This is a genomic window from Nostoc sp. (assembly GCF_036917095.1).
Classification (GTDB): Bacteria; Cyanobacteriota; Cyanobacteriia; order Cyanobacteriales; family Nostocaceae; genus Nostoc.
The window spans coordinates 166717-179673 of record NZ_JBALFH010000034.1; the positions used below are offsets into that span (position 1 = coordinate 166717).

Consider the following 12957-nt stretch of genomic DNA (forward strand, 5'->3'; position numbering starts at 1 on the left):
GACTCATGACTAATCTTCCAGTGATTTGGCTGGGACTTCCACAGCTTTGACATCAATTGTGCCTTCTGGTGTAAAACGCTGAAAATGACTATTTTGTACTAACAACGACTCTCCACAGTTAGGGCACTGCAATTGACTGTTATTTAAACCTGTAAATTCATATCGACAGACGGGACACTGGTCAGCAACCAAGTTGCGTTGCAGCCACCAACGAAAACCAAAAAAAGCCACAATGGGTGCCAAAAACAGCAACCCGACAATAATTAGCAACGAATTAACCAACCAACCCAAGCCCAGTGATGCCAGCAACCAAATAACTGCCAGCAGGGTGAGCCAGGGGCGGAGATTTAAAAGGTTCAATTGAAATGACTTAAAGCTCATTTTTTAAATGTCGTCCTGCTCTCCTTCTAGGATAGCGATTTTAGTCATTGGTCATTAGTCATTTGGACTTAAATTGACTCAAAACTGGGGATAGAAGCATTTTTTGCAAGTGCTGTTGGAAGGCATCTATGCCAAACAGAGCGATCGCCTGTTCTCGGAGCCACTCTCGATCGCATCGCTGGTCATCCCCTCGAAGCATTTCTATACAAGCTGCTGCTACAGCATCAGGACTGCGGTGTGGTACTCGCCATCCCAGTTTACCATCCTGCAAGGGGTCAGCTGAACCATCGTCGTCACCGGATAATACAGGTACTCCACAAGCCATTGCCTCTAGATAAACAATGCCAAAGCCTTCTTGCGAAGGCATAATGTAGGCATCAGCAAGGCGGTAATGTTCCATTAATGCTTCTGTAGCAACGAAACCAGCAAACACGACGCGATCGCTCACACCTAAATCTTTTGCTAGCATAGCTAATCGCGGTTGGTCATCGCCGCGACCAATTACCAAATATTTCACTTCGGGGAAAACTTGAGCGATTTGTGGTAATGCCCGAATCGTTACATCTACACCTTTGTAAATATCCCCTGACCACAACCGGGCTACTGTCATTAACACCTTAGCACCAGTTAAGCCATACTTCTGGACTAATTCTGGCTGCTTGGAACCAGGGGTGAATTTATCCCCATCAATTGCACAAGGCATCATCTGTACCATTTTGGGGTTTAGACCATTAGCAAGACAAGCGCGATCGCGGCTGTAGCGACTAATTGTCCAAATTCTATCTGCTGATGTCAGGGCGCGACGTTCTTGATTTTTAAGCGGTTCCCAGACTTCTTTGCCGTAAGTGAGGACGGTGTAAGGAATCCCCAACGGCTGACAAAGAGTTTGTACTAATACTGCTAAGTTAATATGCCCGCAGAAAACTTGCTGCGGACGGCTTTGCAACAGACACTTGAGTAAAGCTGCGGCCATTTGCAGTCTTCCCAAATAGGGAGACTGATTTTTAAAGTAATGAAATTTTAAGTTCTCGTCTTCAAACTGATTTAAGCTATCAGGGCTATCTCGCAGCAAAAAGACTTCTGCTTTGTAAACTTGGCTCAATCCCAGATAGGCGCGAAAAATATCTTTTATATATGATTGAATACCACCTTCGTGAGCAAAAATTTCTAAAAACACGAAGACATGGTTAGTTTTTTTGTTAACTTTATCACCTAACTTTAGGTTTTCTGTCACTGTAGTAATGTGCATGTTAGGTTATTTACACTCGCGGTAAGGGCGCGATGCCTGCGGCAAGGGCTGCATCCAACGCACCGTTCTGTAACCGCTCTAAATCTGTTTTTACCATTTTTTCTAAAAGTTCCTCAAAGCTCACTTGAGGTTCCCAGCCGAGGTTTCTTTTAGCTTTACTGGGGTTAGCTACTAGTTGAAAATGCTCGTCTTGCCGCAATAAGTTAGTATTTAATACTACATGTTGCGTCCAATCCAATCCCACAGACTCAAAGGCTGTGGCAACTAAATCCCTAACACTGTGCAGTTTCCCTGTACCAATCACATATTCTTCTGGTTCATCGACTTGCAACATTAACCACATTGCTTCTGCGTAATCTCCCGCAAAACCCCAATCGCGTTTGGCATCTAGGTTACCCATTTCTAAGGTGTCAGTTAAACCCAATTTAATCGATGCCACTGCCAAAGAAACTTTGCGTGTAACAAACTGAGGTGCCCGTAGAGGAGACTCATGGTTATATAAGATTCCACTACAGGCAAATAGCCCATAGCGCTGTCTGTGATGCACCATCGTCCAGTGGGCGTGCATCTTGGCCGCAGCATAGGGATTTTTAGGACGAAAAGGAGTTTCCTCATCTTGAGGCGAAATAAATACATCACCAAACATTTCTGAACTACTGGCTTGATAAAACCTGGTAGACAAACCAACCTGTCGTACTGCTTCCAAAAGCCTGGTAGCCGTACCAGTTATTAAATCCAGTGTTCCCAATGGGTCGTTCCAAGAGTCCGGTACAAAACTGGGAGCCGCCAAATTGTAAATTTCTTGGGGACGCAGTTGTTCAACTGCGGTCAACAGTGCTGCATTATCTTTCAAGTCAACCGTAAAAATTTCTACCTGATTTGCCAGTGTTCCCAGTTTTGTCAAATTAGGTTGTCGATTCGGGGGTACTAATCCTACAACTCGGTAACCCCGATTGAGGAGCAAATGGCTGAGATAGTAGCCATCTTGACCAGTAATTCCTGTAATTAGGGCTGTCTTAGTCATATTTTGTCCCCTATTTCCTCTATCTCTTTCAGCACAAAATGGCACTTATTGGAGAACAAAAAATAAGGTTCTCAACACTGCTGACAAATCTTAACAAGGCAGCTAGTATAACTCGAATGTTATCTTTACTGTATTCAGTAAATCTTTTTATACAATAGTATTATTTGAGCCTTTACAAAAAAATCATAATACATAAGCAATTTTACGTAAAAAATATATTACTCCAATCTTAATAATATTGAAAACGGAGTATACTTTTGTCAATCAAATGACTAGATATTTGGGCAGAGATTACTTTCGCTCGTGCTTCTGTTTTGAAATGAGTTGTTAAACTTTTTTGGGCAAAATTTTCATCCCTTGCGCGGCGACTATAGGAGAAGTTTTGTTTGTTGTACTCCTAATTATAATCAAGCTACGTGCAACGTTTCGTAGAGAAGACAAGCCTTCGCAACCTGCCGATACTTCTTCCCTACGCTATGCCTTTGCTCAAAACCCAAAATTGGCTTCTAGAAGTATTCTTACCTTCCTTTACCTACTTTTGTGCTTCTACAGAGTATTTGACGATCAGGAGGCAATTTCTACCATCTGCACCACGTTCGTATACAACACGGTCAGCCAACCGCCGGAGGAGAAACCATCCATACCCGCCTACTTGCAGTGTACCTGGCTCTGGCTCTGCGATCGCATCAGGATTGAAAGGTTTTCCATAATCCCAAATTCTAATCTCTAGTCGGTCAACCCACAGAAAAACGTTAATTTCAATGGTTGTTTCCGGGGGTAAAGCATGATGAGCGTGACGAACAGCGTTGGTAAAGCCTTCTGCTAGTGCTAAATTGAGGCGATCGAGTTGAGTTTTTGACCAACCAAGTTGAGACAAATGTTGCAGACAAAATTGCTCGAACCATTCTTGCACCTGGTTTAGGAGACTGAGTTCGCTCTTAACCGTCAGATGGTCTTGCTGCACTATGGTAAGCATTAACTGTAACTTAAATATAAGTAAATCCAAGTTGCTATTTATTAAATTTTGCACTATTAGCAAAATTTCTCTGACATAGAAAAATCTCAATTGAGATATTCTCTGTACCGAAATACAAAACATCAACTATTTTGGCATTCCGAGGGTTGTAACTAGCAACTTACGTTAAGTAAATGAAAAATGTTTGTATTTGGTGACTTATGATGATTTTAGATTTTGGAATAGCTTTTCAATTCAAAACTTCAAATCCAAAATCCAAGCTGGACTATTAAAAAAAATTTAGAACTGAGCAATCTTTTAGTAGAGGACTTAGACCCGCCACTAAATTATTTTGCACCAAATTTTAAATTTAGCGTGGTGTTGTACCGTTTATTCCGAAGTCCTTCACTAGGCGTAGCTTGCTTCCCCGTCGGGGTAAGGGTGACGCTGAAAGACTAGAAGAGGCTGCGCGATCGCCCTTGAATGATGACTAGAAGAGGCTGCGCTAATGGATTATTGTTAAAATTGACGCCTGTAAATTTATTTCAAAAGCACATTTGCATATGCTCTTGAAACTCACAGGCGTCAAAGCACTTTGTGGTGACTAATTTAGAATAGTCCCAAGGTCAAAGACTTATCCAATGGCAAGGCAGCACCAATACCCAGCCACAGGGTGACAAGGGTACCAAAGAGGAATACTGTGGTTGCAACTGGACGACGGAAGGGGTTTTGGAACTTGTTGACGTTCTCAATAAAGGGAACGAGGATTAGCCCTACTGGTACGGAACCCATCGCTAGCACTCCTAAAAGTTTGTTAGGAAGCGATCGCAAAATCTGGAAGACTGGATACAAATACCACTCCGGCAAAATTTCCAATGGTGTGGCGAAAGGATTTGCTGGTTCACCGGTCATTGCGGGATCTAGCACAGCTAGAGCCACAATCGCAGCGAAGGAACCCATGATCACGATTGGAAAGACGTAAAGTAGGTCATTAGGCCAAGCGGGTTCACCGTAGTAGTTGTGACCCATGCCTTTAGCTAGTTTGGCTCTTAACTGAGGATCGCTCAGGTCAGGTTTTTTTTGCGTTGCCATTTTGAAATGTGCTCTCCTGCTTAAGTTAAATTAAAGCATTTGTGAAAGCTATCAGCTACTAGGCAACTCTCAGCAGGCGGCAAACAGCATTTGTCTATTTACGGTCAGCCGCCTGGAGAGTTTCTACAGCTTTAGGCTTCAGATACAAGTGTTTGTTTTTTGGAACTTATGTACAATTAATTTCTTGTGTTTCATAAGTTTAGAACAAACAACTTCATCTGAAAACTGACAAACATTGCCTTTCGCTAATAGCTGAGATTACAAAGGCCCGGAAATGCCTTGCTTGCGGATCATCAAGAAGTGAAACAGCATGAAGACTGCAATCAACCAAGGCAGGACAAAGGTGTGTGCGCTGTAGTAACGAGTTAGTGTTGCTTGACCAACACTCGAACCGCCGCGCAGCAAGTCGGAAATCAGAACGCCAACTACGGGAATTGCTTCTGGTACGCCGCTAACGATTTTCACAGCCCAGTAGCCAACTTGGTCCCAAGGTAGGGAATAGCCGGTGACTCCAAAGGAAACTGTAATCACAGCTAGAATGACACCACTTATCCAGGTCAGTTCGCGGGGCTTTTTGAAACCACCAGTCAGATAAACCCGGAAGGTGTGTAAAATCATCATCAATACCATCATGCTGGCAGACCAGCGATGGATGGAGCGAATTAGCCAACCGAAGTTTACTTCATTCATGATGTACTCCACTGAGGAGAAAGCTTCAGTGACTGTTGGCCTGTAGTAGAACGTCATGGCAAATCCAGTAGCAAACTGGATGAGAAAGCAAACCAGGGTAATTCCACCCAAGCAGTAAAAGATATTGACGTGGGGAGGGACGTACTTACTAGTGACGTCTTCAGCGAGTGCCTGAATCTCTAGGCGTTCCTCAAACCAGTCGGAAACGTTGGCCATACAATCTCAAGTTCCTAAAAGTCGGTTGCGGTTGATAAATCCCGAAGTTCTGAATCGGCAGAAGCCCTTTCGGGTTCGCAGTCACCTGTGGAGGAAACCCTCCGGCAACGCTGTCTCTCCTTCGCTCAGACTTCTCTCCCAATTAGCAATTTTGGGATTTTAATAAAGGGGAGTTTTTTGTTTACTTGTCAGCTTTCAGCGTGCTAAGAGAGTTCAGAAACTTTACACTCTGTAAAGATGGAATATATTGCGATCTCTTTACGCCCCTACATGAAAATGGTGGACACAAAGTAGATTTTATCCTTTGGTGAGTGGATACGATGCATCAGTTGACTGAACAACTTGATGAGAAAAATGCACCACTTCTATAAAAAAAGTAACATAATCGAGAGAGAGATTTCATCAACAACAGGGGAACTGAGCATTTCTAGGCAATTTGGGTTGAGGTGGAATTGATAATGGGGTTCATGAACAAACAAGTCTTTCGGGTTGGATTTTCATTGTTAATGGCGTTTTGCTTGGTGTTGGGTACGCTCGCCCAGCCGGCGATGGCTTTGACGACGGAACAAAAGCTGGTTTCGGAAGTTTGGCGAATTGTTAATCGCACTTATCTAGATGAGACGTTTAATCATCAAAACTGGGCGGCAGTAAGGCAAAAGGTTCTAGAGAAGCAGATCGCAGACTCAAATGCCGCTTATACGGCAATTGGGAACATGCTCAAGAGCCTCGACGATCCTTTTACCCGCTTTTTAGATCCAGAACAGTACCGCAGCTTGCAGGTTAATACTTCTGGGGAACTGACTGGAGTAGGATTGCAAATTGCCCTAAATCCTGAAACTGGGAAGTTGGAAGTAGTTGCTCCCATAGCAGGTTCGCCAGCAGATAAAGCGGGAATTAGACCACGCGATCGCATTGTCAAAATTGAGGGCGTCTCTACAGAAAATCTCACCCTTGATGAAGCTGCGACTAAAATGCGCGGGCCGAGTGGCAGCCTTGTCACTCTCTTAATCGAACGGGACGGCGAGGCAGAAACGGAAATTAGACTGACACGCGATCGCATTGCTCTTAACCCTGTGGTTTCAGATTTGCGTGTTTCTGCTGAGGGTACACCCATTGGCTACCTACGGCTTACACAATTTAATGCCAACGCTTCAACGGAATTGGCACACGCTATTTCTAGTCTAGAAAAAAAAGGCGCTGCTGCCTATATTCTAGATTTACGAAATAATCCTGGGGGGCTATTGCAATCAGGAATTGAAATCGCCCGTCTTTGGTTAGACTCTGGCACCATCGTCTACACTGTTAACCGACAAGGCATTCAGGGTAGTTTTGAAGCCCTTGGGCCAGCCCTGACCAACGATCCTCTGGTTATTTTGGTGAATCAAGGGACTGCCAGTGCTAGTGAAATTCTTGCCGGCGCACTCCAAGATAATGGTCGTGCCCAGTTGGTAGGCGAAACCACCTTTGGTAAGGGCTTAATTCAATCCTTATTTGAATTATCAGATGGTTCGGGCTTGGCAGTCACAATTGCTAAGTATGAAACTCCCCAACATCGGGATATTAACAAACTAGGTATTAAGCCGGATAAAGTGATTTCTCAAGCAGCCATTAACCGCGAACAGATTGGCACCGAAGCGGATCTGCAATATCAAGCAGCAGTGGAACTTTTACTTAAAAACTCGGTGATGGTAGGAAAGGCATAAAGAGTGTTGAGTGCTGAGTAGGGAATCTCACTTATTACTCAGCATTCATAACGGCATAGTTAGGGCATCGACAATTTATTTTTATCCTAAAATAAGTGCGATTATTATCATTTATGCCGATAACGGTAGCTGAATCACAAATTCAGTTCCTTCGCCAAGTTGAGAATTCACCTCGATCGCTCCGCCATGTTTTTCTAGAATAATTTGACGAGCGATCGCACACATCCCTACTTGCAATTTTAAAACTTTCAATCTTACCCAAAACTTGTAGCTGATGTAGACAATTTTCTAAATCAAATTTCACTCCCAATACATTCTGATATCTATCTTCAGCATTCTTCGCCATCAATTTACTGACAATTTTTGATAGTACAGATGAAATTTCGGAATTAGTTTCGTGTACTAATGGTGCGATTTTTGCAATATGAGAATGTACCAACTCCATCGGGTCGTTGGAGGCAAAAGGTAACTCTCCTGTAAGTAATTCGTAGAAAGTTATGCCGAGTGAGTAGAAGTCTGTGCGATAGTCAATCCCTCGATTCATTCTGCCCGTTTGTTCGGGGGAAACATAAGCAAGTGTCCCTTCTAACACATTGGGGTTGACGAGGGTTTGGGTTTCTCTTGGTAATAAAGATGCAATACTAAAGTCAATTAATTTAACTTGTTTGGTTTCGGGATTAATTAATATATTGCTGGGTTTAATGTCTTTGTGAATGATGCGCTCGTGATAGAGTAAATCTAAGGTATTGCATAGTGCGATGTCTACGACGGGCTACGCCTACGCTATTTCTAAAAATTCTTGTAGAGAAGCAATATATCGCGTCTGGTCAAAGGTGAAATAATCTGTCAGAGAGATTCCCCCAAAGTCTTCCATCACCAACGCATAGCCATTTTGGTATGGTTCTAGGCTATAAGTTTGGACGATTAGCGGTGAGTTGAGATTTTTCGCAATGATATACTGATTGCGAAACGATAAGAGTTCGCTGAAATTGGGATAAGGATTTTTCAGCAGTTTGATCGCTACAGGTAATGAGTCAGTCTCTCGATATCCTCGATAAACGATGGTTCTAGAACCATCGTAAAGTTCTTCGCTAACCTTGTATCTAGGAATATTGACAAGAGTGCTAACCATACTGCTAAATCCTTAGTATTTCCAGATTTAGTATTCCCAGATGTCTGAAGCGGTTTTACAACAAGAGCTAAAAATTACACTGGAATTTCAATGATAAATTTTGTCCCCTTACCGAGAACTGAGTTAAAATGCAATTTTCCGTTGTGAGTTTCTTCGACGATTTGGCGAGCGATCGCGAGTCCTAATCCTGTACCTTTACCAACAGCTTTCGTCGTAAATAAATGGTCAAATATTTTTTGTTTTACTTCTTCCTCTATACCCTTACCATTATCAGCAATGGCAATTTTAACTAGATTATTTTCAACTGAGGTTGTAATTGTAATGCAGTTGGGATTTGCTTTAATTTCGTCAAAACTTCGTCCAATATTTGATTCCTCTAAAGCATCAATGGCATTTGCTAGTAGATTCATAAATACTTGATTTAATTGTCCAGGAAAACACTCTACTTGAGGTAAAGTGGTGTACTCAGTTATCACTTCAATTGCTGGGCGTTGCTCGTTGCCTTTGAGACGATGTTTCAGAATTAAAATCGTGCTATCAATGCCTTGTTGAATATTAAAGGGTACTTTATAATCTTTGTCGGCACGGGAGAAAGTCCGTAAACTGGTGCTGATATTTTTCAGGCGATCGCACGCCATTGACATGGAATCAATTACCTTAGGCAAATCTTCTAAACTATAATCCAAGTCAATTTCTTCGGCATGTTCAATAATTTCATCATTTTTGTTGGGTAAACTTTCTTGATAAAGCTTTAAGTGTTCAACAATATCGGTGATGGTAGGTTTAGCTTGTTTGAGACTGGCAGCAATAAAACCAAGGGGATTATTCATTTCGTGAGCCACGCCAGCAACTAAGTTGCCCAGTGCTGACATTTTTTCACTTTGAACAATTTGTAATTGGGCGTTTTGTAAATCGTTCAATGCTTGTTGCAAATCAAGTGATTTTTGTTGCAAGGCAAGTTCAGCAAGTTTGCGATCGCTAATATCTCGCATCACAACGACTGCACCGAGCTTGTTACCCGAAGAATCGACGATCGCTTGTCCGCTTGCTAATAAAATTCTTTTAGAACCATGCTTGGGCGCAATTACCATTTCGGCATTTTCGACGATTTCCCCTTGTAAGGCGCGAAACAGAGGAATTTCTGTTGTTGATAGGGGTGTTTGACCATCAGGTTGATAGAGATCGAAGTGTCCTGTCCATTGTTCTGGTGGTAATGATTCTACTGGTAAGCCATGAAATTCACGAGTTGCTTTGTTAAATAGAGTCAATTTACCACTAGCATCGCAAACAACAATCCCATCTGTAATATTGTGAATAATCGCATTCAAGAACTCTCGTTCTTTGGCTAGAGATGCTTCGGCTTGTTTGCGTTCGCTAATATCAATCACCACCCCATCCCATAGGATTGCGCCATCGGCTTGTCGCTCTGGCCGAGCAGTAGATCGAACCCATTTCACAGTTTCTGAAGGCAAGATAATGCGACATTCTAGGTCAAATGGCGTCAGAGTTTGGGCTGAGTAGGCGATCGCTTGTCTAATAGCTGCTCGATCGTCAGGATGATTCATGTCGAAAAGGCTATGCGTTCCTGTCATCACCAACTCTGGCTTTAACCCATACAAGTCGAAACAGCCAGAGCTAACGTAGGGTGTTGAATTTGAACCGTCGGCTGCTAGACGGAATTGGTACACCATCCCAGGAATATTATTTGTCAGATTTTGAAAGCGAATTTCACTAGCCTGTAATTTTGCTAGAGATTGTGTTAGCTGTTGAGCATAGTTCTGCGAATTTCGATAAAGTCGGGCATTTTCTAGAGAAATTGCGGCTTGAGCGCAAACTGAGTTCAGCAGTTCGACGCGATCGCTTGTAAATGCTCCGGTGGCCGAATTGTTTTCCAGATACAATATGCCTAGCAACTTACCCTGATGCAAAATCGGGCAGCACAAAATACTCTTGGGTTGCTGTTGTTGAATATACGAGTCATTGATTAATTGCGGATGCCCCGTGGCATCAATAATCACCGCTGGTTGTAAGCTGCGTTTGACGATATTAATTAAGCTAACTGGCACATCAATAGAGTCTTCAACAGACTGTGGGTTGAGCAACATCGGGTAAAAATCGACTTTAGCAGTCTGATTTTCGACAACGCTCACGGAAAGCTGTGCTAACGCCTGAATCAGTAAACGTCCTGACTCCAAAAGCATGAACACACACTTATCGGCTCCCGTATTTTCAATGACGATATGCAGTAATGCTGAGAGCAGTTTTTCGAGTTCGATTTCCCCAGAGAGGGTTTGGGATGCTTTGAGAATGGTAGCCAAATCTAAAGCAACAGAGACGCTACTGCTGGAAGTGGCGGAAGTGCTTGAGGTAACACTCCCTAATGTAAAGATAGTTTCGTTAGTTGAAAGGGGAGTACGGGTTTGCTCTAAGATGGGGGCGAGAAGTTGGGGATAGCGTCGTTCCAAATCGGCGACTTTGGCTTTAGCACCCCAACGAGCATAGCCGTAGTAGGCTTGGGTTATGTATTCCTGAGCAATCCGTTGTTTACCCCAGTCGAGGTAAAATTTAGCTGCCAGTTCATTGGCCAGCGCTTCTTCTTGGATGTAATGGTTTTTTTTGGCTTCGGTAATGGCGCGATCGTACAAATCTATGGCCTCGGCTTTATTGCCTTGCACTCGCTCTCGTTCCGCCTCGACTAGATGAAACTTGTGCAAGAAATTCATCGGGGCATGAATTGCCCAATACTTGAGTTTTTCTTGGTTGGCAGCGATGCATTCCTTTGCTTGCTGCTGTTCTGGGGTTGAAAGTCGCTCAAACCATGCTAGTTGAGCTAAAGACTCATAAAAATGAAAGATCGGTACATATACGAAACCAAGGACAGCATCCAAATACTGTCTTGCCTGCCTAGCCTGTTCTACGGCTTGTTCAAAGTCTAAAAACAGATAGGAAACAACCAGTTTATTAATCCCCAGCAATGCTAATCCGGTGCGATCGCCCGCTGCTTCATGTAATGGAAGTTGATGCTGTTCATTGTAGGCTGTACCGTTCAACACCAACACGTTATCTGCATCGCCCATTAAATTGAGCAAAACTTGTCGAATCAACTGGGAATAAGTCAGACTTAGATTTTGCTTGAAATGTTTGAGTGCTTCACAATATCCAGCAACATCAGACTCCAGTTGCGTTAAATTCTGTCCGGCAAAAAAGGAGTAAAAACCGTAGTTATACGCAGAGAAGCCCGCGAAAGTCAAATCGCCTACATCTAAACAACTACAATAGGTCATCTGCAAGGGATTTAATATCTCACCCAGGTGCATTTTCCAATGTCTTGTGTATAAATACACTAGTAATAAAGTTTTCCCTTTTAATTCAGAATTTTGATAACGTGAAAGTAGGTCGAGGGCTAACTGACCGAATTCATAACCTAATTCGACGTTTCCGATCGCACCACACATCAATATCCCATAAGAGGCATAGCTAAAAGTGGAGGTTGACTCATTGCCATACACGACAGACAGATAAACCTTTTTTAAAATCACCAGTAAATACAGCGGTGGCACAGACGCATAAGCGCCGGGTGCTACCGATGTCAAAATTCGAGCCGCCGCCAGGATGTTCGCATCCCTTGCTTGGCTGAGGTTGAGTAACTCGGCAGGTAACCGCTCTCCAATCGCATCTGAAACGATACTAAAGGCAGTTGCCACGTCATCCTGGGTGGGCGCTGCGGGCAGTTCTACTCCCAATTGCTTTAAAATTGCAAGTGCTGCTGCGATCGCCTCGGTAAATTCACTCTGAGCGATGAATGCCTCAATCTTCACCTCATAAACGCTGATTCGATCTAATGGGGTTTTGGCGTGGTTTAGGACAAGGCTTGCAAAGACTGCCATCTGCTCTAAATTACCACTCCGATAGGCAGCTTCTGTGGCAACTTGATGGAGTGCTAGGGTTAACTCATACTGATGCTGCCAACTGTTTTGGGCAAGTAACCCAATACCTATCTGGGCATATTTGCAGGCAGCAGTATAGGCAGTTGCCGCTTTTGCCTTGCGACTTGCCATCAGGTTAAATTGCGCCAATTCTTGACGTTCTGCTGATTGGGCGATCGAGTCAACCGCAACATTGAGTTGACTGACGATTTCAAAAATGCGTTCTTCCCGATTGCTTTCGGGAGTGTTACTCAGGAGTAACTGTCCAATCTTCAGGTGAACGGGTTGTTTTTCATCGCCGGGAATTAGAGAGTATGCCGCTTGTTGCACCCGGTCATGCAAAAATCTATATGCAACAATCTCAAAATTTTGTGGGGTAACTGGTTGATGTTCTTCCCCAACATAAAACTTATAAATTTCACTTTGGGGTAAAATCAAACCTTCCTGTAAGGCTTTCCATAAACTTGCAGCCGCTTCGATTTGGGATTGTTCAGAAACGATCGCCAACGTCGCCAAATCGAATTGATTGCCGATACAGGCTGCCAGTTTCACAATATTTTGCGTGATGTCAGGCAACTTTTGAAGTTGT

The 12957-nt window shown here is 43.2% G+C and carries 8 protein-coding genes and 1 pseudogene; 1 reads left to right on the forward strand and 8 read right to left on the reverse strand.

All coding sequences use genetic code 11. The annotated features are described in order from the left end of the window. Positions 1-9: 9 nt before the first annotated feature. From V7L01_RS18085 to petB, 6 genes are all read right to left on the reverse strand, one after another. On the reverse strand, positions 10-381 hold the full coding sequence (locus V7L01_RS18085) for a hypothetical protein (RefSeq protein ID WP_100900598.1): 372 nt from the start codon (positions 379-381) through the stop codon (positions 10-12). Between the two features lie 58 nt (positions 382-439). Next, the gene (locus tag V7L01_RS18090) at positions 440-1630 is read right to left on the reverse strand and encodes a glycosyltransferase family 4 protein (RefSeq protein ID WP_335036987.1); all 1191 of its coding nucleotides are present in this window, start codon (positions 1628-1630) and stop codon (positions 440-442) included. A 10-nt stretch (positions 1631-1640) separates the two neighbouring features. After that, complete coding sequence (locus V7L01_RS18095) at positions 1641-2654, reverse strand: GDP-mannose 4,6-dehydratase (protein WP_335036989.1); 1014 nt, start codon at positions 2652-2654, stop codon at positions 1641-1643. 532 nt (positions 2655-3186) lie between these two features. Next, positions 3187-3630 (reverse strand): ATP-binding protein, encoded by a 444-nt coding sequence (locus tag V7L01_RS18100; protein ID WP_335036991.1) that lies wholly within the window; start codon positions 3628-3630, stop codon positions 3187-3189. A 588-nt stretch (positions 3631-4218) separates the two neighbouring features. Further along, positions 4219-4701, reverse strand: a complete 483-nt coding sequence (petD, locus tag V7L01_RS18105) for a cytochrome b6-f complex subunit IV (RefSeq protein ID WP_334708485.1) — start codon at positions 4699-4701, stop codon at positions 4219-4221. Positions 4702-4959: 258 nt separating this feature from the next. Next, entirely contained in the window at positions 4960-5607 is a 648-nt protein-coding gene (gene petB, locus V7L01_RS18110; RefSeq protein ID WP_094332660.1) for a cytochrome b6, read from the reverse strand. Positions 5608-6065: 458 nt separating this feature from the next. Between petB and ctpA the strand changes: the two genes are divergently transcribed. Next, the gene (ctpA, locus tag V7L01_RS18115) at positions 6066-7310 is read left to right on the forward strand and encodes a carboxyl-terminal processing protease CtpA (protein ID WP_335036993.1); all 1245 of its coding nucleotides are present in this window, start codon (positions 6066-6068) and stop codon (positions 7308-7310) included. 211 nt (positions 7311-7521) lie between these two features. Here the strand turns inward: ctpA and V7L01_RS18120 are convergent. Both V7L01_RS18120 and V7L01_RS18125 read right to left on the reverse strand, forming a co-directional pair. Next, positions 7522-8442, reverse strand: a pseudogene (locus V7L01_RS18120) (serine/threonine protein kinase); the annotation flags it as partial. A 74-nt stretch (positions 8443-8516) separates the two neighbouring features. Then, the coding region (locus tag V7L01_RS18125) for an ATP-binding sensor histidine kinase (protein ID WP_335036995.1) at positions 8517-12957 on the reverse strand (4441 nt) is incomplete at its 5' end.

What these genes read in the sequence shown, in the direction of transcription:
- V7L01_RS18085 (WP_100900598.1), bottom strand. Translation starts at nt 381, where the DNA reads ATGAGCTTTAAGTCATTTCAATTGAACCTTTTAAATCTCCGCCCCTGG.
- V7L01_RS18090 (WP_335036987.1), bottom strand. Translation starts at nt 1,630, where the DNA reads ATGCACATTACTACAGTGACAGAAAACCTAAAGTTAGGTGATAAAGTT.
- V7L01_RS18095 (WP_335036989.1), bottom strand. Translation starts at nt 2,654, where the DNA reads ATGACTAAGACAGCCCTAATTACAGGAATTACTGGTCAAGATGGCTAC.
- V7L01_RS18100 (WP_335036991.1), bottom strand. Translation starts at nt 3,630, where the DNA reads ATGCTTACCATAGTGCAGCAAGACCATCTGACGGTTAAGAGCGAACTC.
- petD (WP_334708485.1), bottom strand. Translation starts at nt 4,701, where the DNA reads ATGGCAACGCAAAAAAAACCTGACCTGAGCGATCCTCAGTTAAGAGCC.
- petB (WP_094332660.1), bottom strand. Translation starts at nt 5,607, where the DNA reads ATGGCCAACGTTTCCGACTGGTTTGAGGAACGCCTAGAGATTCAGGCA.
- ctpA (WP_335036993.1), top strand. Translation starts at nt 6,066, where the DNA reads ATGGGGTTCATGAACAAACAAGTCTTTCGGGTTGGATTTTCATTGTTA.